A 25,288-nucleotide genomic window follows, 5' to 3' on the forward strand; every position below is an offset into this window, starting at 1 on the left:
GCACCACCACTCGCACCAATGAAGGGAACACCATGAAGAATCGGACCAGAATTGGCGGAGCGGCGGTCATTGCTGCGGCTCTGACGCTGACGGCCTGTGGCTCGGGAGGCTCACCCACGGGGCCGGAGTCCGCCAAGGGACAGCAAGCCGGCAGCGATCTCTCCAAACTGATCAGCATCAATGCCAAGGACGCCAAGGACCTTCAGCAGGGCGGCAAGGTCACGCTTCCACTGCTCAGTATCGGCCCGGACTTCAACGGGTTCTCCAACAACGGCAACAGTTCTGACAACTCGGCACTGATGGCTTCGATCAATCCGGTAACGGTGTCAAGTGGCGGCATCGGGGGGTGCTGGAAGTTCGATTTCGTGGGAAAGGCCACCCCCAACAAGGACTTCTGCGAGTCGGTGGACAGCGAGATCAAGGATGGCAAGCAGACCATCACCATCAAGGTCAACCCTAAGGCCACGTACAACGACGGCACGCCCATCGACATCAAGGCCTTCCAGAACACCTGGAACATTCTCAAGGGCTCAAATCCCGATTACGACATCGTGAACTCCGGCGCCTATCAGTTCGTTGACTCGGTGGAGGCGGGCAGCAGCGACAAGGAAGTCATCGTCAAGACCAGCCAACCGGTCTACCCGCTGGACTCCCTCTTCTTCGGCCTAATCAACCCTAATGTTAATTCCCCCGAGATTTTCAACAACGGCTTCAACGGCAACCTGCACCCGGAATGGATGGCCGGGCCGTTCAAGCTGGACAAGTATGACAGCGCAGCCAAGACCGTAACGGCCGTCGCGAATGACAAATGGTGGGGAACCAAGCCTGTCCTGGAAAGTGTCACCTTCCGTCAGCTGGAGTCAAGTGCACAGATCGCTGCCTTCAAGAACGGCGAAATTGACGCCATGTCGGCGAATACGGTCGCACTCTACAAGCAGGTGGACGGGACCAAGGATTCCGAGGTCCGCCGCGGGCAACGGCTCTTCGCAGGTGGCATGAACATCAACGCCCAGAAGGTTCCAGATGTCGCTGTCCGTAAGGCCATCTTCACCGCTGTTGACCGCGCGGCCGTGCGCAAGGTCCGCTTCAACGGCCTGAACTGGGACGAGCCGAGCTCCGGCTCCATGATGCTCCTGCCGTTCTCCGAGTACTACCAGGACAACTACCCGGTCAAGGAAACCGGCGCGGATGCGGCCAAGAAGGTCCTGACCGACGCCGGCTACACTCCTAACGCGTCGGGCATCATGGAGAAGGACGGAAAGCCGGCCGCTTTCAGGATCAGCAACTTCGGCGACGACCCCACGTCGCTCGCCACCACGCAGACGCTGCAGAAGCAGCTGCAGGCAGGCGGTATGGATGTGGGCATCGACCAGCGCGCCTCCGCGGACTTCAACAAGGTCATGGGCGGCCGTGACTTCGACCTCAGCCTTTCCGGCTATACCGTTGGAGCCGATGCAACGGACTCCGTGAAGCAGTACTACGATTCCAAGGTCAGCGAGAACAAACTGGGCGACGCGGAACTGGACGCAGACATCGCCAAGCTGGCCACCATCGAAGACAACGCCGAGCGTAACAAGGCGGCCATGGAAGTTGAGCGCAAGCATATGGCCAAGTACTTCTCTCTGGGTCCCGTGTTCAACGGCCCGCAGATCTCCTTCGTCCGCACCGGCCTGGCAAACTACGGACCGTCACTGTTCCAGAGCCTGTCCCAGGTTCCGGATTGGAGCACCCTGGGCTGGGTCAAGAAGTAACCCCTCCCGCCTCGCACAAACCAACACGGCCAAGGCCGGCATCCTCTGGATTTCCCGAGGTGCCGGCCTTCGCCGTTTTCCCCAACCCGCATCCTGGGAACCCTCTTGCAGATCCTGCTGGTTTTCTCCAGACCCTCTTGCAGATCCTGCTCAATCCTCTCCTGATCTATGAGAGAGGGCCGCCGGAAAGGCGACAGGACGTGAGAGAGCGTTTGTGGAAAGGCGGCAGGATGTGAGAGAGCGTTTGTGGAAAGGCGACAGGACGTGAGAGAGCGTTTGGAAGGCGGGCCGGGTAGCGTTTCCCCTATGACGGGGATTGAAGCTGAACGCACCACCATCCGCACCGCCGTCGTCGGCTACGGCCTCTCGGGGAGCGTATTCCACGCGCCGCTGATCGCGGCTGATCCCCGCTATTCGTTGGACATCATCGCAACGTCCGACGCCGGGCGGCAGTCTGACGCGCGCGGGCGTTACCCCGGTGCCACCACAGTGCCCGACGGCGATGCGGTGCTGGCGCGCGCCGGGAACCTTGACCTCGTGGTGCTGGGGACTCCGCCGGCAACCCACTATCCGCTGGCGAAGGCCGCTCTCGAGGCGGGGCTCGACGTCGTGGTCGACAAGCCCTTCGCGGTGCGCAGTGCGGAGGGGCAGGAACTGATCGCGCTGGCGGGCCGGCTGGGACGGGTGTTGACCGTGTTCCAGAACCGGCGGTGGGACGGGGATTTCCTGACTCTGCGGAAGCTGCTCGCGGGTGACGCCCTGGGAAACGTGACCCGGCTCGAGTCCCGGTTTGAGCGCTGGTCGCCGGAAATTTCCAAGGCCTGGAAGGCCGACGCCACGGCGGCTGACGGCGGAGGAGTCCTGTTTGACCTTGGCAGCCACCTCATCGACCAGGCCCTCCAGCTCTTCGGCCCAGCCACAGTGGTCCATGCCGAACTCCTGGCCCGGCGCCCGGACGAGAAGGTTGACGATGATTGCTTCCTGGTGCTGCGGCACGAGTCCGGGGTGATCAGTCATCTGACCATGAACATGCTCTGCGCCCAGCAGGGTCCGCGCTTCCGCGTCCTTGGCTCGGCCGGAGGTTTCACGAAACAGGGCGTGGATCCGCAGGAGCCGTACATTCTGGCCGGCGGCAGCCCGCTGGATGAGGATTACGGCGTGGAGGCACCGGAATGGGCCGGAGTCCTGGGCCGAAACGGCCACTTGGACGCCCTGCCCACCGAACACGGCGCCTACCCTGAGTTCTACCGGATGCTGGGGGACAAGATTCTCGACGGCGGGACGGCATCGCCGCTGCCGCTTCCAGTGGACCCGGAAGACGCCGTCGAAACCCTCAAATTAATAGAAGAAGCACGGGAACTGGGCGCTGATAATACCTGAAAGCCGACCGGACAATACGGGGCTAGGCGGAAACCAGTTCGTGCCAGTCGGCCACGAGGGGCAGGTTATGCGCCTCGGACACCGAGTGGTGCGCCACATGGCCGCCCGCGATGTTGAGGCCGGCAGCGAGGGCCGGATCCCGGTCGAACGCTGCCCTGACGCCCAGGTTGGCCAGCGAAACCGCGTACCGCAGCGTGACGTTGGTCAGCGCGTACGTGGACGTGTTGGGCACGGCGCCGGGCATGTTGGCCACGCAGTAGAAAATGGTGTTGTGAACCTTGTACGTGGGCTCCTGGTGGGTGGTGGGATGCGTGTCCTCGAAGCAGCCGCCCTGGTCCACCGCGATATCGACCAGTACTGAGCCGGGCTTCATCCGGGCGACGAGCTCGTTGCTGACCAGCTTGGGAGCCCTGGCTCCCGGGATCAGCACGGAGCCGATTACCAGGTCCGCGTCCACCACTGACTTCTCGATCTCGTACTTGTTCGATGCCACCGTCTTCAGCCTGCCCTGGTACTGGGCATCCAGTTCACGGAGGCGGTTGATGTTGATGTCCAGGATGGTCACATCGGCGCCGAGGCCAAGGGCCATCGCGGCGGCGTTGGTGCCCGCCACGCCCGCGCCGAGCACCACAACCTTGGCCGGGCGGACTCCCGGGACGCCGCCCAGCAGCACTCCCTTTCCGCCGGCTGGTGCCATGAGTGAGGTGGCCCCCACCTGGACAGAGAGGCGGCCGGCAACTTCGGACATCGGCGCAAGCAGGGGGAGGGTGCGGCCTTCCTGAACGGTCTCATAGGCGATGGCGGTGACGCCGGAGTTGATGAGTTCGTGGGTCAGCTCGGGCTCAGCGGCGAGGTGCAGGTAGGTGAACAGCACCAGGCCCTTGCGGAAGCGGTGGTATTCGGCCTTGATGGGTTCCTTGACCTTCATCACCATCTCAGCACGGGCCCACACGTCGTCCGCTTCGGCAACAATTTCAGCGCCGGCGATCGCGTATTCCTCGTCCGTGATGCCCGAGCCGAGGCCGGCGCCGCGCTCCACGAGGACCGTATGGCCATGCATGAGGAATTCATGAACGCCGGCGGCAGTGATGGCTACGCGGAATTCGTTGTTCTTGATCTCTTTGGGGACACCGATGATCATTCTGGGCTCCAGTTTCACAGGCCGGGTAGGCCTGAAATCGCGGGGTAAGTTGTGATTCCAGAATAAATCCGGCTGTGAGGCAGGCGACACGAAGTGCCGCCAGGCGCGAAGCCAAAACCGCGTGATTCCACGGTTTTTTATTCTTCTACCTAGACATTTGTCCTGTGTGGGGACGTCAGGTGTCGCCTCGTGTCCGTTCACCTGAATCCTCCGGCGGCCAGTAGTGTGGGCCCATGCAGCAGCACGACGTGGAACAGCTTGTGGAGCATGTGGCACAGAAGCTCGGTAGAGGACTTTCGCTGGAGGACCTGGACGGTTTGCTGCTCGCCTACAGCTCCAACCAGTCCCATGCCGACCGGGTCCGGGTCAATTTCCTGCTGAGTAAACGCGTCCCCGCGGACGTCAGCGCGTGGCAGCTGTCGCACGGCATCGCGACGGCGGTCCGGCCGGTAGTGGTCCCCGCCAACCCGGACCTGGGGATGCTGGGCCGGGTCTGCGTTCCACTGATGGTGCGCGGCTTTCGCGTGGGCTACCTGTGGGTCCAGCAGGACTCGGCGGAGGAAAGCCCCGCGGCGATCCTCACCCAGCTGCCTGACGTCAACCAGGAACTGGAGCTGCTGTCCGGCCTGCTGCTGGAATCCAATACGGCGGAATCCGAGTTCCGGCGCGGCCGCGAGCGCGAGTTCCTCGCCGCATGTTCCGGTGAGTCCAACGCCGTGGCTGCCGTAGCCGGATGGAAGGAAATCCAGGGCAGGGGGCCGTGGCAGGTGGTCACCGTCCTCGATGCGGACGGCTGGACGGGCGGCCCAGACCCCATAGCCTCCACACTGATCCACAGATCCGCTGCCCTGCAGGCCACGGTGGGCGTGGACGTCGCCCTGTTCAGTGCAGGCACGGAGACCCATTCCGTGGTCCTTTTCCGGGAATCCATCGGCCGGGCAAACCATGCCCAGGTGCTGGTCCACTACCAGCTGGAGCTGGCCAAGCGCTCGGGCCGCCCCGTGCACCGGATCATCCTGGGGATCAGTGAGGGGTTTGCCAAGCCGCGCGAATTGGCAGAGGCCTACCGGCAGTCAAAGCAGGCGGCGCAGGCCGCAGCTGTCGATCCTCAGCTTGGGGAGCTGGTGGATTGCCGCGACACAGGGGTCTACCAGCTGCTGGCCTCCGCTGGCGGCGGCGCGGGCTCTTGGGCGGATTCCGGATCTGTCTTCTTCCGCATGCTCGAGGATCACGACCGTAACGGCGAACTTATCCCCGTCCTCGAACTCCTGTACGACAACGACGGCTCGGTCCAGGATGTGGCCATGAAGCTCCACCTCCACCGCAGCAGCATCTACAACCGGCTGGGCCGTATCCGTCAGCTCCTGGGAGTGGACCCGCTCAAGGGTATGGCGAGGCTGGAACTCCATGCTGCCCTCAAGATGCGGCGCTGGGCAGCACGGCCCAGGATATAGGCGCCCCGGCATCAGGCCGGGGCGCGTACGGCAGTATCAGGCGGCGTTGCCTTCGCGCTTGGGTGGTTCACCCGGCGGCCGGCCAAGGACGGATGAATCAAGGCCCGAGGTGTCGTTCCCAACTGCGGGCTGGTTCCCCTGCCCAGGGCGGTCCAGGGAAGACTGCTGAGCGATGCCCTGGTGAAGGGCCGGACCTGTTTCCCGTCTGGGCTCGAGGGTCGCTGCCGGCTCCAGGGAGGTGGCCTGTTCCAGCGACGCCGCCTGCTGCAACGTCACGGACGCACGGCGGCGCCGGGTCAGCGCGCTGTCAGCCCACATCGCAACGGCCACAAAAACTACGCAGCTGGACATCACCACGGCCGTATTATTCAGTTTCATGGCTGATCCGAGAAAGGCAGCCACCAGCATGGCGGCAATGCCCGCCACCACGTGCAACCCTCTGAATCTCCCCACGATTCTAAGCTTAACCCCGGTCAGCGACGTGTTTCAGGGCTTGGTGAGGATCGTTGCTTGATCCTTATCACTCCGTCACGCGGTGGCGGATCCGCCGTCATTTTTTGCGGGCGGCTGCTTGGCCTGCTCGGTCTTCTTCTGCTGGTCCAGCCACGCCATGATGGCGGCCAGCCGGATGCGCCGGTGAGTGCCGCGGTATTCCACTGGAATCTCGCCGCGGTCCGTCATGTTGCGGAGGTAGGTGTGGGAGATCCCCGCGAGTTCCGCAGCCTTCGATGTGGTGAGCAATTCCTCGACGCTGCTGACCGTCACCGCTTCGCCGCGGCTGAACCGGCCGAGGAGGTCTACCACGGCGTCCCTCGCCTGGGGCGGGAGCCGGTGGACCGTCCCGTCCACGAATACGGTGATGTCATGGCTGCCCTCGAGCGCCAGCTGCAGTTTCTCTGCATCCTCGGCCGCCAGGCCGGACGTCATCCTCGGAGCTATCAGTGCCATGGCAACAGCCTAGCCCGGTCTCTATGGACGGCTCCTCTGGACGGTGGCGGTATGCTCGGCTGATGAAACTCAGTGGCGGAAAGGACGTTGAATCTGGCGGTCTGAAGGGCCGGCTTTACGTGTCCCTGGCGGACGGCGGGAGCGTCCCCCGCGCAACGTACGTGCTCCTGCACGGGATCGGCGTCTCCCACCGCTATCTCGCGCGATTGCACCAGGAACTCGCCATGTCTGCGGACGTCTACTCGTTTGACCTTCCGGGCTTCGGCGACGCCCCGCAGCCGCGGCGCCAGGTGCCCGTGGGGGAGTATGCGGCGTTTGTGAATGCCGCCCTGGCCGGTGCCGGTGTCCGCTCGTGCGTAGTGATAGGCCATTCCATGGGCACCCAGTTTGCCGTGGAACTCGCGCTGCAGGAGCCCGGGCTGGTGGCCGGCGTGGTGCTCATGGGCCCGGTGGTGGACTCCGGCAGGAAGTCGGTGCTGGCCCAGGCAACCGCCCTGACGCGCGATGCCATGTTCAGTGAAAGCCTGTCCTCGAACGTCGTTGTGTTTTCGGATTATGTCCGCGCGGGGCCCCGTTGGTACCTGACCGAATTGCCGGTCATGATGAGCTATCCCCTTGAATCCAGGGTCCAGGGCGTCAGCCAGCCCGTGCTGGTGATGCGCGGAAGCCGGGACCCAGTTGCACGTCATCCGTGGTGCGAACGCCTCTCGAAGCAGGCACCCCAAGGCACCCTGGTGGAGATCCCCGGGCAGGGCCACGTCTTCCAGCACACAGCCCCCCGCCCGGCCGCCGCGGCCATCAGCAGCTGGGTCCGGACGGTGGACGGCTTCGGCGTGACTGCTTAATCCACTGCCGCCCTATTCGGCGTCGAGGTCCGTCTCCAGGAGCTTCACGAGCGAATCGAGCGCCGCCTCTGCCCCCTCGCCTTCGGCGCGCAGCACCACCACGTCGCCCTTGCCGGCACCGAGCGTCATGAGGGAGAGGATGCTCGAGGCGTCCAGCGCGTCATCCTCCGGCTCGCCCTGCATGGCAATGGTGACATCCACTCCCACGTCGCCGGCGGCCTCTGCGAAGAGCGCGGCCGGACGCGCGTGGAGGCCGGAACGGCTCGCGATCGTGGCGGTGCGTTCGGGCATTGTTCCTCCTAATGGTGCGGGGCCTGCCGGGTGATGCTGCGTCCGCAATTTACAGGCCGAGTTCTTCCAGTACGGGCAGTTTCTCCCGCACCCAGGCGCGCGCTTCCGTGGCGCTGCGGGCGGAAAGGGCCAGCTTGGCCAGCTGCTGTGCTTCCGCCAGGCTGACGGTCTTCAGCACCGCTGCCACTGCGGCCAGGGATCTCGCTGTCATGGACAGGGTTGAAACCCCCAGCCCGGTGAGTACGACGGCGAGGGCGGGATCCGCAGCAGCCTCACCGCAGACGCCCACGGGTTTGTTGTTGCCTTCGGCACGTGACCCTTCAACGGTCAGGCCTACCAGGCGCAGGACGGCAGGCTGCCAGGGTGTATTCAGGTTGGCGAGCGGGCCCAGCTGGCGGTCCGCGGCCATGGCGTACTGGGTGAGGTCGTTGGTGCCCAGGCTGGCGAAGCCCACCTCGCGCAGGATGGATTCAGCGGTGAGGGCTGCGGAGGGGACCTCCACCATGACGCCCGGGTTGGTGATACCGGCCGCGGCGCACATGGAGGCGAAGTGGGCTGCCTCATCCGCCGTCGAAATCATCGGTGCCATGACCCAGACGTCCGCCTCCGAGTCCTTTTCGGCGAGCGCGATTGCCTGCAGCTGGCGTTCCAGAACGCCGGGGGTCGTGAAGTCGGTGCGGTAGCCGCGGACGCCCAGGGCCGGGTTGGGTTCGGTGGCGTCGGTCAGGAACGGCAACGGCTTGTCTGCTCCGGCGTCCAGGGTACGGAGGACCACTTTCTTGCCCGGGAACGCATCAAAGACGCCCTTGTACGCGGCGGCCTGTTCCTCAACTGTGGGCTCGGTGTCGCGCTCCAGGAAGCAGAACTCGGTGCGGAACAGGCCCACACCTTGGGCGTTGAGTGCCGCTGCGGCTATTGCGTCCTTGCCGCCGCCCACGTTGGCGAGGAGCGGAACCAGGTGGCCGTCCGCCGTCGTGCCGTTGCCGTCAAAGACCGCCAGCAGGGAGGCGTTGGTGGCCCACGCCTCCGCAGCGGCTCGCTGGTCGCCATCCGGGTTAACGCTGATGAGGCCGGCGGCACCGTCGACGTACACCTCAGTGCTGTCCGGCAGTTCGTCGACCCCTGCCGCAGCCACCACGGCCGGCAGGCCGAGGGATCGGGCGATGATGGCGGTGTGGGACTGTGGCCCCCCGCCGGCGGTGACCAGGGCCAGGACCTTTTCCGGGTCCAACGTGGCTGTGTCCGCCGGAGCCAGGTCCTCGGCCACCAGGATGAACGGGGCACTGGAGGATGGGATGCCCGGCGCGGGAACACCGCGTAGCTCGGCCACGATACGTGCCCGGACATCCAGGACGTCGGTGGCGCGCTCGGCCATGTAGCCGCCGAGGTTGTGCAGCATCTCGGCGACCGACGCTCCGGCCTCCCAGACTGCACGCTGTGCCGAGGTGCCGCGGGCGATCAGTTTGGCAGCACCCTTGATGAGCATGGTGTCCTTGGCCATGAGCGCAGTGGCTTCCAGGACAGCCTTGCCGTCCCCGGTTGCCGTTTCCGCTCGAGCCTTGAGTTGGTCATGGACGGTTCCCGCGGCTGCCTTGAGGGCGGCGGTGGCTTCCTCTGCGGAGGTGCCGGAGGCAAGCTGTTCGCCCGCCGGAGGTTCGCTGATCGGTTTGGGCATCTGCCGGATGGTGCCGATGATGCGGCCGGGGCTCACGCCTACTCCTGGGAAGTTCTGCACTGAAGGTCCTCATTCTCTGCCGGTAGCCAGGCCCGCCAAGGTTGTCCCGGCGCCATGCCGGGGCCCGCCGCAACCGCTGTGTGCGACGGCGGAAACGTGCCTGAAAAAATTGTATGTGATCCAGTTCATATAGCAACGCTATAGGTGATAGGGTAGCGGCTATGAGTTTGGATGGCCAGCTTCCCCCCAAAATGCGACTGCTGCGTGCGGCGGCCGAATTGCTGGCAAACTCTGCGGGGGCTCCCGTTTCAACCCGCCAGATCACCCAGCTGGCCGGGGTTACGGCGCCCACGCTGTACCACCACTTCGGTGACAAGGAAGGTCTGTTCGACGCCGTCGTCGCCGCAGGTTTTGAAGACTATGTTGCGGGCGAAAGGGATTTCGCCCCGTCCGGACATCCGCTGGTGGATATCCGGCGGATGTGGGACAACCACGTCCAGTTCGGGCTCAACCAGCCGGAACTCTACCTCGTGATGTTCGGTAACATCCGTCCTGAAAGCCGCCCCGCCATCGTTGCAGATGCCGAGGCCCTGATGGAGGAGATGCTGAACAAGGCAGCAATGGCGGGCCAGCTGAATGTCCAGCCCAGGGAAGCAGCCAGGAGTATCCTGGCCGCTAACGTGGGCGTGACCCTCATGCTGATTGCGGAACCCGCCACTGAGCGGAACCTCGAACTCTCCACCATGACCCGGGATGCCATGATCTTTGCGGTATCCGCGGAGCAAGCAGCCGGTGCCGGCCCGGATGATTCCGGGAAGTCCTCGGTGGTGGTGGCAGCGATCGCCCTGAATGCCGCACTTCAGGCGTCGCACTCGGATCAGCTCTCCAGCTCTGAACTCAAACTCTTCCTCGAATGGCTTCACCGGATCTCGAGCACGTAATCAGCCACAAAACCAGGCGTTTCCGCCCTAGGGCGGGCGTCACCCTCTGAGCACCAGTACGTCGTCGTAAACAACGAACCATCCCTGCGGAGCAGCAGGAATCACGGTTAGGAAATCACATGGCAACAGAGACGGTTGCAAAACCCCGCACCAGCATGCGCGTTGGCGTCCAGAAGTTCGGGACGTTCCTGTCCGGCATGATCATGCCCAACATCGGGGCGTTTATCGCCTGGGGCCTCATCACCGCCCTCTTCATCGAGAAGGGCTGGATCCCGGTCCCTCAACTCGGTGGATTCGACGTCGACGCTGCCGGCAAGCCGAACGTGGGCCTCGTTGGCCCCATGATCACCTACCTGCTGCCGCTCCTGATCGCCTACACCGGGGGCAGGATGGTCTATGACGTCCGCGGCGGCGTGGTCGGTGCCATTGGCACCATGGGCGTCATTGTTGGTGCCGGTATCCCGATGTTCATCGGTGCCATGATCATGGGACCCCTCGGCGGCTGGACCATGAAGAAGATCGACTCCCTTTGGGACGGCAAGATCCGTCCTGGCTTCGAGATGCTGGTGAACAACTTCTCCGCCGGTATCTGGGGCGCATTGCTGGCCATGCTGGGCTTCTATGGGATTGCTCCGCTGGTCCAGGCTTTCAGTGCGGGAGCCGGCAATGTGGTCCAGTTCCTGGTCAACAACGGCCTACTGCCCCTGACCAGCATCTTCATTGAGCCGGCCAAGGTGCTGTTCCTTAACAACGCCATCAACCACGGCGTGCTGACCCCGTTAGGTATCCAGCAGTCCCTGGACCAGGGCAAGTCCATCCTGTTCCTGCTCGAAGCCAACCCGGGCCCGGGACTTGGACTTCTGCTCGCCTATATGTTCTTTGGCCGCGGGGTCGCTAAGGCTTCGGCTCCCGGCGCGGCCCTCATCCACTTTTTCGGTGGCATCCACGAGATCTACTTCCCGTATGTCCTGATGCGCCCGCTGCTGATTCTCGCAACGATCGCGGGCGGCATGACCGGCATTGCCACCCTGGCCATCACCAACTCCGGCCTCGTGGCGCCGGCGGCCCCGGGATCCATCTTCGCCGTGCTGGCTCAGACTTCACGTGACAGCTATCTCGGCGTGATCCTCTCGGTCCTCCTCGCCACCCTCGTTTCGTTCCTCGTCGCTTCGGTGATCCTGAAGGCCACGCACCACAGTGACGAGAGCGATCTCGGTGATGCCACCAGCCGCATGGAAGCCATGAAGGGAAAGAAGAGCTCCGTCTCCTCTGTCCTGACCGGTGCCGGTGCAGGTGCAGGTGCAGGTGCCGGTGCCGCTGGCGCGGGTGCCGGCGGCGGGGTAGGAACGGCAGTGCTGACAGGACCAGTCCGCAACGTTGTGTTCGCCTGCGACGCCGGCATGGGCTCCAGCGCGATGGGCGCGTCTGTGCTGCGGAACAAGATCAGGGCAGCCGGCTTCCCCGACGTCAAGGTCACCAACGCCTCTATCGCCAACCTCGACGACACCTACGACGTGGTCATTACCCACCAGGACCTGACCGAGCGGGCCAAGCCCAGGACCTCAAGCGCCGTGCACTACTCCGTGGACAACTTCATGAGCAGCCCGAAGTACGACGAGGTTCTTGAGCTCGTCATGCAGAGCAACGCTCCGGAAGCCGCCGCAGGCACCGTGACCCCGGAGAACGTCGAGGCTGCGGCCGGCCAAGGCGCCCACGCCGCCGTCGGGCGTTCTGACATCCTGGCGTCCGACAGTGTGATCCTCAACGGCACAGCAACCACCCGCGACGCCGCAATCGACGAGGCTGGCCGGCTCCTGCTGGCACGCGGTGCCGTGGACGAGGGCTACGTCGCCGCGATGCACGAGCGGGAGGAATCCGTCTCCACCTACATGGGCAGTTATCTGGCCATCCCGCACGGCACCAACGCTGCGAAGGACCACATCAAGAAGTCCGCGGTATCCGTGATCCGCTACCCGGACGGCATCGACTGGAACGGCAAGCAGGTCAAGTTCGTGGTGGGCGTGGCCGGCATCAATAACGAGCACCTCCACATCCTGTCCTCCATCGCCAAGGTCTTCACCAACAAGGCCCAGGTGGCACAGCTGGAAGCGGCGACGTCCGTGGACGAAGTGCTGGAGCTGTTCGGAAAGGTCAACGCGTAGTGAAGGCTGTACATTTCGGAGCCGGCAACATCGGCCGCGGGTTCGTCGGGCTGCTGCTGCATCAGGCCGGGTATGAGGTGGTTTTCGCCGACGTAGCAGAGGCACTCATCGCCCAACTTGCCGCGGCGGACAGCTACGCCGTCCACGAGGTGGGGGAGAACCCAACAGTGCGTACAGTGGAGAACTTCCGGGCGCTGAATTCCGCCCTCCAGGAGGCCGAGCTGGTGGCGGAAATCGCGACGGCGGACATCGTCACCACCGCCGTCGGGCCGCACATCCTGAAGTTCGTGGCACCGGCCATCACCAGGGGCATCGCCGCACGCGACACCGCCCTGGCGCCGCTGCAGGTGATGGCCTGCGAGAACGCCATCAACGCCACGGACATCCTGCGCCAGGAAGTCGCTGGATGCTGGGATGACGCCGCCGGTTCCCTGGACTCCCTGGCGGTCTTTGCCAACACCGCCGTGGACCGGATCGTACCCAACCAGGAAGACGGGCAGGGCCTGGACGTCACGGTGGAGACCTTCTACGAGTGGGTCATCGACCGCACGCCCTTCGGCGGGGCGGCGCCGGTGATCCCCGGGGTGACGTTCGTGGACGAGCTCTCGCCATATATCGAGCGGAAGCTCTTCACCGTGAACACGGGCCACGCAGCCGCGGCGTATTTCGGGTTCGAGGCTGGCCTGGAGAAGCTTTCAGATGCCATGGCCGATCAGGATGTTGCCGAAGACGTAAGGTCAGTCCTTGAGGAGACCAAGCAGCTCCTGGTTGCCAAACACGGCTTCAACAACGAGGAACAGGAAGCCTACGTCCAGAAGATCCTAGTCCGGTTCTCCAACCCGCACTTGCCGGACACCGTGAACCGGGTGGGCCGCGCCCCGCTGCGGAAGCTTGGCCGCAATGAGCGGTTCATCGGCCCGGCCGCGGAACTTGCCGAACGAGGCATTGTGCCGGAGGCGCTCCTGGGCGCCATCGCCGCAGCCCTGCGCTTCAATGACCCAGCCGACGCCGAGGCCACGGAACTGGCACAGATCCTGGCATCCTCCAGCCCGGCCGACGCCACGGCGCAGATTACAGGCCTCGCTCCGGAGCATCCCCTCTTCGAAGCCGTGTCCACGCTGGTGGAGGAACGCCAGGCGGAAGGCGCCAAGACTCCAGCCTGACCGCTTTCCCTCGAACCCTCCCGCAGGTCCTGCAGCTTTTCGGGAAACCCTCGCGCAGGTCCACAACGACGCCGGTACTCACCATGTGTGCCGGCGTCGTGCCTTGTGTCTTCGATCCTGGCTCTCATGCCTTTGTATCTTTTCCGTCCCCTTGTCTGCGGGCCCAGTAGGCTTCGAGTCATGTGTGCCGTCCTCATGGCCACGGGCGGCGGCTTTGAGACGGCTGACGCTTGATTGAACCGGCTAGAAGGACGTGCGGGTGCTTGTGCTGTGTTGGCAGGCGGGCGCACAATGACGGTCTATTGGCCGGTTGGTTTGGGGGTTTCCGCGTTGCGGTCATCCGTCCGGCCCTGAACATGCGAGGTGTTTGATGGCTAGTGGCGGATGAATCTGGCGATGACATGGTGGTGGGGAGGACAAACGTTAGCGAGGAGCGAACGCTTCTTTTGGCCAGCAATGGCGAGAACGCACCGGGCGGATACGTCGAAGATTTCGTGCTGCACGTGTCCACTAAGGATGACAAGGTCCTGGTGGGAACGTCCCACGGCGTGGATGGTATTCACGCCAAGGGCACGGTGTCCTTCCCAACGGGTGGGGCCATTGGTACCATTCCGGCTGGCAACGGCGTCATCGCTCAAGGACTCAACGGCGCGGTTGGGTATGTGCACCAGGCCGGGCGGGATAAGACGTTGGAGGGTTCTGTTGGTGCAGGGTTACTGGGAGTAGGTGGTGATGGAGCCGCCGGCGTGTTCGGTTCCGGACATAACGGTGTCGTTGGGTACGAACAAGCCACCCCCCGCGATGTTGCCTTCGAAACGGCTCAAAAGGCTGGGGTGCTGGGACGCGGCGAAACAGGTGTCAGCGGGGACGGCGCGAACGGGCCCGGAGTGTTCGGCAGAGGGGGCCCTGGCGTCCACGGCCTCTCCAGCACCGGCCCCGGGTTGCTGGGCGATGGCCAAACAGGCGTGAACGCGACCGGGCAGGCAGGGCCAGGGCTGTTAGCTTCCTCGCCGGTAGAGCAGGGCGCCGTCCTGGAATCGCGGCGAATGGCTCAACTTCTCCTGGTTCCGCTGCGCATCGAAAACCCGCTGTCCCTTAAACAGTCGACCGCTGGGGAGTTATTGACGACTGTTTGGGTAGACCGGGAGCAACGCGATATCGAGATCACGAGCCTTTGGTTCTGCACGGTCGGGGGCGACCCGACGGAAGCTAACTGGGTGAAACTGGCTTAGTTCACTGGAAAGTGGCTTTCAATCTCGGTAGCAGGTCCATTTCAGCAGGGACCTTGGCCATGACCAGCGACCCGCGTTTTGCGGCGGCCTTCAGATCAACCCCGTAACCACTGATCTGGACACGGTCCCCGCTGATGAAGGTCACTTCTCTGGTTCGCGCCGCTCTGAGCCCGAGAACAGTTTCAGGGTCTTGCGCCTCTGACCGGATCCGGCCGTGCCGCGGCGTCCGTCCTGGGGTGTGGAATGCTGGTTCAGTGACCCAGAACCAAGTTGCCCGCACCCCTTTGATGACCTCCGACGTCGACGGCGGGACCTTCCGCCTCCGGCACGCTTCGCCGGCCGATCTGCCAGCCATTGTGGGACTGCTCGCGGACGACTCCCTCGGCGCCGCGCGCGAAAGCGGCGAGGATCTGGCTCCCTATGAAAAGGCGTTTAAAGCGATCGACGCCGATCCTTCCCACCTTCTGGCTGTCGGCGAACTGGTTCCGGCCAGCGTGGACTCCGGTTCTGTGGTCGCGACGTTCCAGCTGACTTTCCTGCCGGGCATCTCGCGGCGCGGTTCCTGGCGCTCGCAGATCGAGGGCGTCCGGGTGGCCGGCAGCCTTCGCGGCCAGGGCATTGGCAATCTGATGGTTCAGTGGGCCATCGACGAGTCCAGGCGCCGCGGTTGCACTCTCATGCAGCTGACCACGCACAAGACGCGGACGGATGCCCACCGGTTCTATGAGCGGCTGGGCTTTGACGCTAGCCACGAAGGAATGAAGCTCCTTCTCTGATTCTTGACCGTTAGGTAGCCTAACTGTTAGGCTGCCTAACGATGAATACTTCCGAACAGCACAACAGGGCGCTTCAGGCGCTCGCCCGCGATTTCCGCGAGGCCCTCCGCCACGGCGTTTACCTGGTCCGGCGCCTGGATGCCGACGGCGAACTCAGTGCGGCCCAGCTCAGCACGCTGAAGATGCTTCTTGACGACGGCATCCGGGTCGGGGAGATTGCCAGGAATTTGGGCGTCAAGGTGCCCAGCGCGACCGAGCAGATCATCAAACTCGAGCGGGCAGGGCTCGCCCGGCGGGAGCCGGATCCGGACGACTCCCGAGCCGTGCGCGTGATCCTCACAGCCGAAGGCCGGGCCGCCGTCGACTCTGCGAATGAGCGGCGCAATGCCGTCATGGCGGGCATCCTCAGCTCCCTCAGCGACCAGGATCGTCGCGCCCTGGCAGCTGCCCTCCCTGTCATCGACAAGATCAACACCACCTTTCAGAACTGATCCAGCACCTCCCTTAGGAGCATCTTCCATGAATGGCCAGCTCGCAGAAACACTGCCGGCAGCAGAAGCAACCTTCCAGGCTGAAAAGGCTTCCCTCCTTAAGCAGCCCAAAGCGGTCTGGGCTACGGCCTTGGCGGCGGTGTTCGCGTTCATGGGCATCGGGCTCGTGGATCCCATCCTCCCCGCCATTGCAAAAAACCTGGAGGCCAGCCCCAGCCAGGTCTCCCTGCTCTTCACGAGTTACTTCCTGGTGACGGCGGTGGCCATGCTGGTCACGGGCTTTGCCTCGTCGCGCATCGGCGGCAAGAAAACCCTCCTGATCGGCCTCGCTGTCATCGTTGTTTTTGCCTCGCTGTCCGGCCTGTCCGGCAGCGTGAATGAATTAGTGGCGTTCCGCGCGGGGTGGGGCCTAGGCAATGCCCTCTTTGTCGCCACCGCGCTGGCCGTCATCGTCGGGGTGGCCAGCGGCGGGGCGGGTACCGCTATCATCCTCTACGAGGCCGCGCTGGGTCTCGGTATTTCGCTCGGACCGCTCCTCGGCGCCCTGCTCGGCGGCTGGCAGTGGCGGGCGCCCTTCGCTGGGACGGCGGTCCTGATGGCTGCGGCCTTCCTTGCACTGATCGCCCTGCTTCCCAAGACTCCGCTGCCCGAACGCAAGGTGAGGCTCCGCGATCCGCTGCTGGCCCTCGGGCACAAGGGGCTCCGGACCACCGCGGCCAGCGGGTTGTTCTACAACTACGGCTTCTTCACCATCCTGGCCTTTACCCCGTTCATTCTGGGCATGGACGCCTACGGCATCGGGGGAGTGTTCTTCGGTTGGGGTGTCGCGGTGGCGGTCTTCTCCGTCTTTGTGGCGCCGGTGCTGCAGAACCGCTTCGGAGCCACCAAGGTCCTCACCGGGACACTTTTTGTCCTGATGCTGGACCTGTTCGGGCTGGGGCTGGCTGCCGGGCACTCGGTTCCCGCCGTCGTCGTTCTGGTGGTGATCTCCGGAGCGTTGCTGGGCGTCAACAACACGATCTACACGGAGCTCGCAATGGGCGTTTCGGACTCACCGCGGCCTGTTGCCTCTGCTGGCTACAACTTCGTGCGCTGGATGGGTGGTGCCTTGGCGCCATTTGCCGCCGCACAACTCGGGGAGCACTTCGGACCCCAGATCCCGTTTTTCGCCGGAGCCGTGGCCATGATGGTTGCCATCGGCGTCGCGTTCGCGGGCCGGAACTCTCTGAAGTCGCACGAACCGCACGTCGTGTAGACGCAGGCGGGCGGTCTGTACAGACCGCCCGCTAAACGTAACGGAGTCTTCGACGGGTCAGATCTTTACGGAACCCTTGGGGACGAACAGCGTCTCCGCCTGCTCCAGGGACATCCCATTGGTCTCCGGCACCTTGAACATCACAAAGAAGAACGACGCCGCCGCGAACAGTGCGTACAAGGCGTACGTCAGCGGCAGCGAACCGGCGGCCATGACGGGAAAGCTGAGTGTGATGGCGAAGTTGGCCACCCATTGCGCGGCTGCTGCCAGGCCAAGCGCGCGGGCACGTATCCGTGACGGGAAGATCTCGCCCAGCAGCACCCACACGAGCGGGCCCCAGGATGCGCCGAAACTGACCACAAAGATGTTGGCGGCCACCAAGGCAACAGGACCCCAGGCTCCAGGCAGGGAAATGTCCGATCCTGATCCCACCGCTGACGAGAAGGCCAACGCCATCGTTCCCAACGAGGCTGCCATGCCGATGGAGCCGGCCAGCAGAATGGGGCGGCGGCCGATGCGGTCCACGAGTGCAATGGCTACCAGGGTCACCAGGATGTTGGTGATGGACGTGGCCACCGAGATGCTGAGCGAGTCCTTTTCCTGGAATCCCACGGCCTTCCAAAGGGTCGTGGAGTAGTAGAAAATCACGTTGATGCCCACGAACTGCTGAAGCACGGAGAGGGTAATTCCGACCCAGACCACTGCTTGCAGGCCGAAAGTCTTACCGCGGAGGGATCCCTTCTGGCCAGCCAGCTTGTCCTCTTCGATGGCTTCCTGGATTTCGCGGATGTGCCGGTCAGTGTCCTCGGCCGGGGCAATGGAGTCAAAGACCTTGCGGGCTTCCTCTTCCTTGCCCTGGAACACCAGGAAGCGGGGGGATTCGGGGAGGGTGTAAGCAATCCAGCCGTAGACCACGGCAGGGACGGCTGCGCCGAGGAACATCCAGCGCCATGCTTCGAGGCCCAGCCAGAAACCCTGGTTGGCCCCGCCGGCTCCCGTGGCAAAGAGGGCGTCGGAGAGGAGCGCGGCGAAGATACCCGTGGTGATGGCCAGCTGCTGCAGCGAAGCCAGGCGTCCGCGCACGTGCCGCGGGGAAATCTCGGAGATGTACGCGGGGGCGATCACCGAGGCAAGCCCGATGCCCAGGCCGCCTACCAGGCGCCAGAAGATCAGGTCCCAGATCCCGAACGCGAAGCCCGTACCGATGGCGCTGACGAGGAACAGCAGCGCGCCCAGCTTCATGGCGGGGATGCGGCCGTAGAGATCGGCGACCTTTCCGGCGAGGTAAGCCCCGGCTGCACAACCCAGGAGGGCGATGGCCACGGCAAATCCCGTGACCGCCTCTGACAGGGCGAATTCCTCTTTGATGGCGTCCACCGCGCCGTTGACCACTGAGGAGTCGAACCCGAACAGGAAACCGCCCACCGCTCCCGCAAGGGCCAGCCAGATCACCCGCCGGGGGATCTTCGCGGTTGTCTGCTCCTTGGCGGTGGACATGGTGCTCCCTGGGGTTGGGGTCGGGTGGATGCGGTGCGGACGTCATCGGCTCGGGTGCCGGCCCAGACGGCCGGCGCACACGCGCTAACAGTGTGGCACGTCACCGGGCGACGTTCCACTTGGGAAGGTCCCGCCCGAACAGAAGGCGGCGACGGCGGGACGTTCCGAGCACCGCCGTCGGACGTTCCGCCTTGTGAGGACGGCGAGCCTGCCCACCCGGAAAGCGGAACGGCAGGCAGTCCAAAAGACTGCCTGCCGTGACGTTGCTCCGGACCAAGAGTCAGTGAGCTGGCACCGCGTCTTTTGCGACGGCCTTCGCGTCCGTGAGCTTCTTGTTCGGCAGCGCGAAGCTGATGAGGAACGCGATGCCGGTCAGCACAGCCGCGGTGATCATCACGGTGTCGATCGCATAGGCGAAACCTTCGGTGATGGGCCGGGTGAGGGCGCTGTTGGCGGTGTGCAGCCAGCTGGTGTCGTTGAGGGAATCGTTGGACCCCCCGTTCTGGAAGAACTCGTAGAGCTTGGCATTGGCGGGGTCGGCGGCCACTGCGGGATCTTTAAGGACGGCCAGGTAGTCCGCGTTCTGCATGGCCGATTTCATGCCGTCGGCAATCCGGTTCGCGGCCAGGCTGAACAGCAGGGAAATGAACACGGCGGTGCCCACGGCGCCGCCCATGGAGCGGAAAAACGCGGCCGAGGAGGTTCCAACGCCCATGTCCTTCGGCGGGACTGAAACCTGCATGGCCAGGGTGAGCGGCTGCATGCAGAAACCCAAGCCCATACCGAAGAACACAGCGATCAGGCCGGGCACCCACAGCCCGGTATCTACACCCAGTGAGAACCCCATGACCAGGGCGGAGGCCGTCAGTATGGCCGTACCCATGATGGGGAAGATCCGGTAGGTCCCGGACGCCGAGATGGTGCGGCCCGCGGTGATGGAGCCGGTGAGGATGCCCACGGTGAAGGTGATCATCATCAGGCCAGCCTGGGTGGGGGTGAGTCCCTTGACCAGCTGCAGGTACATGGGCAGCATGGCGATGGCGCCGAACATGCCGATGCCGATGATGAAGTTCAGCAGCGAGGACAGGCCAAAGGTAACGTTCCCGAAGAGCCGCAGCGGGATCAGGGCGTAATCCCCGGCGCGCTTTTCAGCCAGCAGGAACCAGATGATGCCCACCACGCCAAGGCCGTAGCAGAGGAACGAGTCCAAGGATGTCCAGCCCCAGCTCCGGCCCTGTTCAGCCACCAGGAGAAGGGGCACGATGGCCAGGGTGATGGCTGCGGCACCCCAATAGTCGATTTTCTGTTTCACATGCTTCGCGGGCAGGTGCAGGAAGATAAACACGACGGTCAGCGCGGCCAGGCCGATGGGGAGGTTGATGAAGAAGACCCAGCGCCAGCCGTCGAAACCCAGGATGTTGGCTGATCCGGCGAAGGCGCCGCCCACCACTGGACCCAGCACCGAGGAGATGCCGAACACGGACATGAAATAGCCCTGGAACTTGGCCCGGTCCTTCAGCGAGACGATGTCGCCGATGATGGTCAGCGCGAGTGCCAGCAGGCCGCCGGCGCCGAGGCCCTGGACGCCGCGGGCGATGGCCAGTTCGGTCATGGAATGCACCGAACCTGCGTACAGGGAGCCGATCAGGAAAATCAGGATGGCCGTCAGGTAAAGCGGGCGCCGGCCGAAGATGTCGCTCAGCTTCCCGTAGAGCGGCGTGCTGACGGTGGAGGTGATGAGGTAGGCGGTGGTGGCCCAGGCCTGGAGCGACAACCCGTCCAGGTCGTTGGCGATGGTGTAGATGGACGTGGACACGATGGTCTGGTCCAGGGATGCCAGGAACATGCCAAGCATGAGTCCCACCATCACGGTGATGATCTGACGCTGGGTCAGGGTTTCGCCGGCGGCTCGCACAGCGGTGGCTTTGGACATGACTGCTCCAACGGGAAGAAAGGGGGAATTAAGCTTGATAGTTGCTTTCAGTAACTATGTTACTTCCCAATTTGTTCCCCGGCCGCCAGAAATTTCCCTGGGCTCCGGATCAGCGCTCCACGAGGATGCCGTCGGTGTCGCACCAGACCATGGCGCCGGGCCGGATTGTCACGTCCGCGATTTGCACGTCCACGTCCACCTCGCCCGCGCCGGTCTTGGCGCTCTTGCGCGGGTTGCTGCCGAGGGCCTTGACCCCCAGCTCCAGCCGCGCAATCGCTTCCCGGTCCCGGATAGCTCCGTAAATCACGACGCCGGCCCAGCCGTTTGCCACGGCGCTTTCGGCAATCATGTCCCCCATGAGGGCCGTGCCCAGCGAGCCGGCGCCGTCCACTATGAGCACTGCACCGTTGCCCGGGGTCGCCAGAGTGGCCTTTACCAATGCGTTGTCCTGGAAGCAGCGGATAGTGCGGGCCGGGCCGCTGAAATGCGTGTGGCCACCCAAGGACTGGAACTGGAGCGACACGGATGCCAGATCTTCGCCGCGCTCATCGTAGAGGTCGGCGGTGTTGACGACGGAGCTGGATGGGCTTTCGGCGGCTGCAGTCATGGGTCCTCCTAGGTGGATGGTGCTTCGAGGGCTATGCGCCCCTGGCGATACGCCGTACGAGCGCTGCGGTGATGCCCACGATAGTCTGATTCTCAGATCCATCAACCGTTCTTTGGGGGAGCCAGCCATGAGCCTGTCCGACATGCCCGGAGCAGTGCCAAACCCCGCTGCTTCCGGCAGCCCAGCGGCAGCGAGCGCGACGGCGGCGCTGACGGAGCCAACGCAGCGTGTCCGCCCTCTGTGGATCAGCGGCGTGGTGCTGGTCAACCTGGGCATCAATGCCGCGTTCTTCGGGCCCATCCAAGTGCTTCTGGGCCAGCAGGCCGCCCACTTCAGCGAAGACGACAAAGAGGCCATCCTGGCGCTGGTCACGGGTGCCGGAGCAGCAGTGTCCCTCGTGGCCAATCCGTTGTTCGGGGCCTTCAGCGACCGCACCACGTCCCGGCTTGGACGGCGCGTGCCGTGGGTTCTCTTCGGTGCGGTCCTGGGGGCCGCAGCCCTGATTGCGTTGGCCGGTGCTCCCAACGTGGCCGTCATGGCGCTTCTGTGGTGCGTCGTCCAGGCCGGGTGCAACGGTGCCTATGCGGCCATCACGGCTGCCATCCCTGACCGGGTGCCGGTCCCGCAGCGCGGCACGGTGGGCGGCTTGGCTGCCATGGGCCAAACGGTGGGAATCCTGGCCGGAGCGGTGATTGCCGCCGTCGTCAGCGGAAATTTCGCCGTCGGGTACTGGCTATGTGCCGCCGCGCTTCTCGCCGGCGTCGTACTCTATTTCTTTGAGAGCGACGACCTCCCCCTGCCAGCCGCGATGCGTACGCCACTGAGCCTCGCGGCCTTTGCCAGGGGGTTCTGGATTTCGCCGGCACTCTATCCCGATTTCGCCTGGGCGTGGTTGACACGGCTGCTGGTGAACGTCGGCAACCACATGGTGACGCTGTACCTGCTGTTCTTCCTGACGGATGCCGTGCACCTGAAGGAGACGCAGGGGATCGAGCCGGAGTTCGGCGTGCTGATCCTTACCGGTCTCTATGCCGTGATGGTGATTGTCACCAGCGTCATCGGTGGCCCGTTGAGTGACCGCATGGGCAAACGCAAGCCGCTGGTGATTGCGTCGTCGGTGACCATCGCAGTGGCTTCGCTGATCCTGGCGTTTGCGCCTACTTGGGCGGGGGCCATCACGGGAGCCTCTGTCCTGGGCATCGGCTTCGGTGCGTACCTGGCCGTGGACTTTGCGCTGATTACCCAGGTGCTGCCCACCGCGCTCGACCGCGGTAAGGATCTGGGGGTCATCAACGTTGCCAATTCCCTGCCGCAGGTCCTTGCGCCGCTCATCGCCTTTCCCTTTGTGAGGCTGTGGGGAGGCTACGTCGCGTTGTATGTGGCAGCCGCGGTTATCGGCTTGCTGGGTGCCGTGTTCGTGGTCAAAATCAAGGGAGTTGACTAATTACGCCACGAAAGCGTGGCGTATAGTTGGACCGGATTGCAGGCGGAACGGGATTGGGGTTCGCCTGGCCGCCGCACATGAAAAACAACCCCGGAATGCCGATGCCCGAGACCCTTTCAGACCATCCGCCCATGGCCGCCCGCCCCTCTGCTCCGCGGCAGCAGTTGCGTTATGCCAGGATTCTTGAGGCCGCCGCAGGGTCCGCCCGCAAAGGGCTTGACTCTGTGGAGCTGTCCGAGGTTGCGGCGAAGGCCGACGTTCCGCTGGGGACGCTTTACAGATACTTTCCCTCGCCCACGCATCTGATGCTGGCCCTGTACCGCCACCAGCTGGATGAGCTGCATGCCGCAGCCCGCAACGCGGCCGCTCGCTTCCGTGGCCGGGCCCTTGCCGGGGTGGTGATGGAGATCTTCCACATGAGGGTGATGCAGCCCGCCGTCGAGCAGTGCCTCAGCCGCGGCGTCTATCTCAAAGACCACGACACCACAGCCCTGCTGCGCGAGATCGACGCGCTGGGCGAGAAGGCTGTGGCCTCGGCCTGCAACGACGCTACGGCGGCCCGGGTCCTGCTGTTGACGGTCACTGGTCTGGTCCAGTCTGTCCGCAACCGGCGTTTGTCCCTGTTCGAGGCGGAGGAAGACCTGAAAAAGGCCTGCGCGCTCGTGGTTCCGGCCAAATCGGACACCCGCTCCCTGCATCAAAACGTGTAGCTGGTCTAGACCAATAGGGCCTTAAATCCGTCTTATTGGCATGATCCGGATCACAAAAGCGCCCGACTAAACGTTTTGGCGCCGCGTTTGCGGCGCCACTGTCATTTCGGGCCCGCAGCCTCTGGCTACCATTGCAGAACCGGAGTGGTTGGCAGACCGCACCTGCTGCGACTTCACACCGGGCCCGCCACCCCTGGGTCCTGCGAAGCGCCGATCCACTACTTGAGCCTCCATGTGCTTGAGCCCTCATGCGCCGTGCGCCCACGGCTAGCCCCAGGAGACAAAGACGTGTCCATTGACGCAATCGCATCCATTGACAATTCCGCAGCCACCGCGCTGACCGAAGCGGAGATCTTCGACGCCCACCAGGGCGGCAAGCTCTCGATCTCCAGCACGGTCCCGCTGTCCAACAAGCGCGATCTTTCCATCGCCTACACCCCGGGCGTGGCCGAGGTCAGCCGCGCGATCCACAACAAACCTGAACTCGCCCGCACCCTCACCTGGGCCCAGCGCCTGGTGGTCGTCGTCAGCGACGGCACCGCCGTGCTGGGACTTGGCAACATCGGAGCCAGCGCCTCGCTCCCCGTCATGGAGGGCAAGTCCGCACTGTTCAAGACCTTCGGCGATTTGGACTCCATCCCGCTGGTCCTGGACACCACCGATGTCGACGAGATCGTGGAAACCCTGGTCCGGCTGCGCCCCAGCTTCGGCGCAGTGAACCTTGAGGACATCTCCGCCCCGCGCTGCTTCGAGCTGGAGGAAAAGCTCATCGAGGCCCTGGACTGCCCGGTGATGCACGATGACCAGCACGGCACCGCGGTCGTGGCCCTTGCCGCCCTCACCAACGCGGCCAAGGTGACCGGCCGCGACCTCGAGGGCCTTCGCGTGGTCGTCTCCGGTGCGGGCGCCGCTGGCATCGCCGTCGCCGAAATCTTCCTCACCGCCGGCATCCAGGACGTCATCCTGCTCGATTCGAAGGGCGTCATCAACCGCGAGCGTGCAGACATCGCCGCCGACGCAGCCAGCAAGAAGGCCCAGATGGCGGAGCGCAGCAACCCGCGCGGCATCAGCGGTGGCCCTGGCGAGGCCCTCCTAGGCGCCGACGTCTTTGTGGGCGTTTCCTCCTCAAAGCTGGACGAGGAGCACCTGAAGCTGATGAACCACAGCTCCATCGTGTTCGCCCTCTCCAACCCGGGCCCCGAAGTCCTGCCCGAGGTGGCAGCCAAGTACGCTGCCGTGGTTGCCACCGGACGCAGTGACTTCCCCAACCAGATCAACAATGTGCTGGCGTTCCCCGGGATCTTCCGCGGCGCGTTGGACGCCGGAGCGCGCCGGATCACGCCCGCTATGAAGCTTGCCGCCGCCCGCGCCATCGCCGAGCTCGCGGAAGCGGACCTCTCCGCGGACTACATCGTGCCCAGTCCGCTGGACCCGCGCGTGGCGCCTGCGGTAACGGCGGCCGTCGCCGCTGCGGTGGAAGCAGAGTAGCCTCCCCAGTTGCCCGCTGGTCATAGATTTCGACGGCGGCGCCTCCCGTGCTGGGGAGGCGCTGCCGTCGGAGGTTAAGCCGCTGAACAGGGCTGCCACCATAA

22 protein-coding genes are annotated in these 25,288 nt (G+C 64.4%); 14 read left to right on the top strand and 8 right to left on the bottom strand.

Annotated features, from left to right (window positions below; all coding sequences use genetic code 11):
- Nucleotides 1-32 precede the first annotated feature (32 nt).
- Nucleotides 33-1,751, top strand: coding sequence for an ABC transporter family substrate-binding protein (locus J7E83_RS16230; RefSeq protein ID WP_214964275.1), 1,719 nt, complete (start codon nucleotides 33-35; stop codon nucleotides 1,749-1,751).
- A gap of 306 nt (nucleotides 1,752-2,057) precedes the next feature.
- On the top strand, nucleotides 2,058-3,131 hold the full coding sequence (locus J7E83_RS16235) for a Gfo/Idh/MocA family oxidoreductase (RefSeq protein WP_214964278.1): 1,074 nt from the start codon (nucleotides 2,058-2,060) through the stop codon (nucleotides 3,129-3,131).
- A gap of 22 nt (nucleotides 3,132-3,153) precedes the next feature.
- Here the strand turns inward: J7E83_RS16235 and ald are convergent, their stop codons facing one another.
- Nucleotides 3,154-4,272 carry an alanine dehydrogenase gene (ald, locus tag J7E83_RS16240; RefSeq protein WP_214964280.1) on the bottom strand — a complete coding sequence of 373 codons (1,119 nt, stop codon included), beginning with the start codon at nucleotides 4,270-4,272 and terminating at the stop codon, nucleotides 3,154-3,156.
- Between the two features lie 233 nt (nucleotides 4,273-4,505).
- Between ald and J7E83_RS16245 the strand changes: the two genes are divergently transcribed.
- The gene (locus J7E83_RS16245) at nucleotides 4,506-5,726 is read left to right on the top strand and encodes a CdaR family transcriptional regulator (protein ID WP_214964283.1); all 1,221 of its coding nucleotides are present in this window, start codon (nucleotides 4,506-4,508) and stop codon (nucleotides 5,724-5,726) included.
- Between the two features lie 36 nt (nucleotides 5,727-5,762).
- On the opposite strand, the gene J7E83_RS16250 is transcribed toward J7E83_RS16245, so the two are convergent.
- Together J7E83_RS16250 and J7E83_RS16255 are read right to left on the bottom strand one after the other, a co-directional pair.
- Nucleotides 5,763-6,179, bottom strand: coding sequence for a hypothetical protein (locus J7E83_RS16250; RefSeq protein ID WP_214964285.1), 417 nt, complete (start codon nucleotides 6,177-6,179; stop codon nucleotides 5,763-5,765).
- Between the two features lie 75 nt (nucleotides 6,180-6,254).
- Nucleotides 6,255-6,674, bottom strand: coding sequence for a helix-turn-helix domain-containing protein (locus J7E83_RS16255; RefSeq protein WP_214964287.1), 420 nt, complete (start codon nucleotides 6,672-6,674; stop codon nucleotides 6,255-6,257).
- 62 nt (nucleotides 6,675-6,736) lie between these two features.
- Here J7E83_RS16255 and J7E83_RS16260 point away from each other — a divergent pair, with 62 nt between their 5' ends.
- Entirely contained in the window at nucleotides 6,737-7,519 is a 783-nt protein-coding gene (locus J7E83_RS16260) for an alpha/beta fold hydrolase (protein WP_214964289.1), read from the top strand.
- A 12-nt stretch (nucleotides 7,520-7,531) separates the two neighbouring features.
- Here the strand turns inward: J7E83_RS16260 and J7E83_RS16265 are convergent, their stop codons facing one another.
- Nucleotides 7,532-7,810 carry an HPr family phosphocarrier protein gene (locus J7E83_RS16265; RefSeq protein ID WP_214964291.1) on the bottom strand — a complete coding sequence of 93 codons (279 nt, stop codon included), beginning with the start codon at nucleotides 7,808-7,810 and terminating at the stop codon, nucleotides 7,532-7,534.
- Between the two features lie 49 nt (nucleotides 7,811-7,859).
- Nucleotides 7,860-9,545: a phosphoenolpyruvate--protein phosphotransferase gene (gene ptsP, locus J7E83_RS16270; protein ID WP_214964293.1), complete on the bottom strand. Its 1,686-nt coding sequence runs from the start codon at nucleotides 9,543-9,545 to the stop codon at nucleotides 7,860-7,862.
- Between the two features lie 161 nt (nucleotides 9,546-9,706).
- Here ptsP and J7E83_RS16275 point away from each other — a divergent pair, with 161 nt between their 5' ends.
- The 7 genes from J7E83_RS16275 to J7E83_RS16305 all read left to right on the top strand — a co-directional run bounded on the left by J7E83_RS16275 (nucleotide 9,707) and on the right by J7E83_RS16305 (nucleotide 17,505).
- On the top strand, nucleotides 9,707-10,426 hold the full coding sequence (locus tag J7E83_RS16275; protein WP_214964294.1) for a TetR/AcrR family transcriptional regulator: 720 nt from the start codon (nucleotides 9,707-9,709) through the stop codon (nucleotides 10,424-10,426).
- Nucleotides 10,427-10,545: 119 nt separating this feature from the next.
- Nucleotides 10,546-12,588, top strand: a complete 2,043-nt coding sequence (locus J7E83_RS16280; RefSeq protein WP_214964296.1) for a PTS mannitol transporter subunit IICBA — start codon at nucleotides 10,546-10,548, stop codon at nucleotides 12,586-12,588.
- The gene (locus tag J7E83_RS16285) at nucleotides 12,588-13,751 is read left to right on the top strand and encodes a mannitol-1-phosphate 5-dehydrogenase (protein WP_214964298.1); all 1,164 of its coding nucleotides are present in this window, start codon (nucleotides 12,588-12,590) and stop codon (nucleotides 13,749-13,751) included. The genes J7E83_RS16280 and J7E83_RS16285 overlap by 1 nt, the downstream gene beginning before the upstream one ends.
- A gap of 446 nt (nucleotides 13,752-14,197) precedes the next feature.
- Nucleotides 14,198-14,983 (top strand): hypothetical protein, encoded by a 786-nt coding sequence (locus J7E83_RS16290; protein WP_214964300.1) that lies wholly within the window; start codon nucleotides 14,198-14,200, stop codon nucleotides 14,981-14,983.
- A gap of 287 nt (nucleotides 14,984-15,270) precedes the next feature.
- Nucleotides 15,271-15,759 carry a GNAT family N-acetyltransferase gene (locus J7E83_RS16295; protein ID WP_214964477.1) on the top strand — a complete coding sequence of 163 codons (489 nt, stop codon included), beginning with the start codon at nucleotides 15,271-15,273 and terminating at the stop codon, nucleotides 15,757-15,759.
- A gap of 41 nt (nucleotides 15,760-15,800) precedes the next feature.
- A complete protein-coding gene (locus J7E83_RS16300; protein WP_214964302.1) occupies nucleotides 15,801-16,250 on the top strand; it encodes a MarR family winged helix-turn-helix transcriptional regulator in 450 nt (149 codons plus the stop codon).
- Between the two features lie 28 nt (nucleotides 16,251-16,278).
- The gene (locus J7E83_RS16305) at nucleotides 16,279-17,505 is read left to right on the top strand and encodes an MFS transporter (protein ID WP_214964304.1); all 1,227 of its coding nucleotides are present in this window, start codon (nucleotides 16,279-16,281) and stop codon (nucleotides 17,503-17,505) included.
- Between the two features lie 57 nt (nucleotides 17,506-17,562).
- Here the strand turns inward: J7E83_RS16305 and J7E83_RS16310 are convergent, their stop codons facing one another.
- The 3 genes from J7E83_RS16310 to rraA all read right to left on the bottom strand — a co-directional run bounded on the left by J7E83_RS16310 (nucleotide 17,563) and on the right by rraA (nucleotide 21,542).
- Nucleotides 17,563-19,002, bottom strand: a complete 1,440-nt coding sequence (locus J7E83_RS16310) for a sugar porter family MFS transporter (protein WP_214964306.1) — start codon at nucleotides 19,000-19,002, stop codon at nucleotides 17,563-17,565.
- A 280-nt stretch (nucleotides 19,003-19,282) separates the two neighbouring features.
- Nucleotides 19,283-20,935: an MDR family MFS transporter gene (locus J7E83_RS16315; RefSeq protein WP_214964308.1), complete on the bottom strand. Its 1,653-nt coding sequence runs from the start codon at nucleotides 20,933-20,935 to the stop codon at nucleotides 19,283-19,285.
- A 109-nt stretch (nucleotides 20,936-21,044) separates the two neighbouring features.
- Nucleotides 21,045-21,542, bottom strand: a complete 498-nt coding sequence (gene rraA / locus J7E83_RS16320) for a ribonuclease E activity regulator RraA (protein WP_214964310.1) — start codon at nucleotides 21,540-21,542, stop codon at nucleotides 21,045-21,047.
- Between the two features lie 127 nt (nucleotides 21,543-21,669).
- Here rraA and J7E83_RS16325 point away from each other — a divergent pair, with 127 nt between their 5' ends.
- From J7E83_RS16325 to J7E83_RS16335, 3 genes are all read left to right on the top strand, one after another.
- A complete protein-coding gene (locus J7E83_RS16325) occupies nucleotides 21,670-22,986 on the top strand; it encodes an MFS transporter (protein ID WP_214964313.1) in 1,317 nt (438 codons plus the stop codon).
- Between the two features lie 101 nt (nucleotides 22,987-23,087).
- On the top strand, nucleotides 23,088-23,696 hold the full coding sequence (locus J7E83_RS16330; protein WP_214964479.1) for a TetR/AcrR family transcriptional regulator: 609 nt from the start codon (nucleotides 23,088-23,090) through the stop codon (nucleotides 23,694-23,696).
- 288 nt (nucleotides 23,697-23,984) lie between these two features.
- A complete protein-coding gene (locus J7E83_RS16335; protein WP_214964316.1) occupies nucleotides 23,985-25,184 on the top strand; it encodes an NADP-dependent malic enzyme in 1,200 nt (399 codons plus the stop codon).
- Nucleotides 25,185-25,288: the final 104 nt, after the last annotated feature.

The organism is Arthrobacter sp. ISL-48 (assembly GCF_018613805.1).
In the GTDB taxonomy this organism is placed as follows: Bacteria; Actinomycetota; Actinomycetes; order Actinomycetales; family Micrococcaceae; genus Arthrobacter.

Coding starts and splice junctions, on each gene's coding strand:
- J7E83_RS16265 (WP_214964291.1), bottom strand. CDS start 7,810: ATGCCCGAACGCACCGCCACGATCGCGAGCCGTTCCGGCCTCCACGCG.
- J7E83_RS16260 (WP_214964289.1), top strand. CDS start 6,737: ATGAAACTCAGTGGCGGAAAGGACGTTGAATCTGGCGGTCTGAAGGGC.
- J7E83_RS16325 (WP_214964313.1), top strand. CDS start 21,670: ATGAGCCTGTCCGACATGCCCGGAGCAGTGCCAAACCCCGCTGCTTCC.
- J7E83_RS16255 (WP_214964287.1), bottom strand. CDS start 6,674: ATGGCACTGATAGCTCCGAGGATGACGTCCGGCCTGGCGGCCGAGGAT.
- J7E83_RS16280 (WP_214964296.1), top strand. CDS start 10,546: ATGGCAACAGAGACGGTTGCAAAACCCCGCACCAGCATGCGCGTTGGC.
- J7E83_RS16245 (WP_214964283.1), top strand. CDS start 4,506: ATGCAGCAGCACGACGTGGAACAGCTTGTGGAGCATGTGGCACAGAAG.
- J7E83_RS16315 (WP_214964308.1), bottom strand. CDS start 20,935: ATGTCCAAAGCCACCGCTGTGCGAGCCGCCGGCGAAACCCTGACCCAG.
- J7E83_RS16235 (WP_214964278.1), top strand. CDS start 2,058: ATGACGGGGATTGAAGCTGAACGCACCACCATCCGCACCGCCGTCGTC.
- J7E83_RS16300 (WP_214964302.1), top strand. CDS start 15,801: ATGAATACTTCCGAACAGCACAACAGGGCGCTTCAGGCGCTCGCCCGC.
- J7E83_RS16275 (WP_214964294.1), top strand. CDS start 9,707: ATGAGTTTGGATGGCCAGCTTCCCCCCAAAATGCGACTGCTGCGTGCG.
- J7E83_RS16230 (WP_214964275.1), top strand. CDS start 33: ATGAAGAATCGGACCAGAATTGGCGGAGCGGCGGTCATTGCTGCGGCT.
- J7E83_RS16305 (WP_214964304.1), top strand. CDS start 16,279: ATGAATGGCCAGCTCGCAGAAACACTGCCGGCAGCAGAAGCAACCTTC.
- J7E83_RS16310 (WP_214964306.1), bottom strand. CDS start 19,002: ATGTCCACCGCCAAGGAGCAGACAACCGCGAAGATCCCCCGGCGGGTG.
- J7E83_RS16295 (WP_214964477.1), top strand. CDS start 15,271: ATGACCTCCGACGTCGACGGCGGGACCTTCCGCCTCCGGCACGCTTCG.
- ald (WP_214964280.1), bottom strand. CDS start 4,272: ATGATCATCGGTGTCCCCAAAGAGATCAAGAACAACGAATTCCGCGTA.
- rraA (WP_214964310.1), bottom strand. CDS start 21,542: ATGACTGCAGCCGCCGAAAGCCCATCCAGCTCCGTCGTCAACACCGCC.
- J7E83_RS16330 (WP_214964479.1), top strand. CDS start 23,088: ATGCCCGAGACCCTTTCAGACCATCCGCCCATGGCCGCCCGCCCCTCT.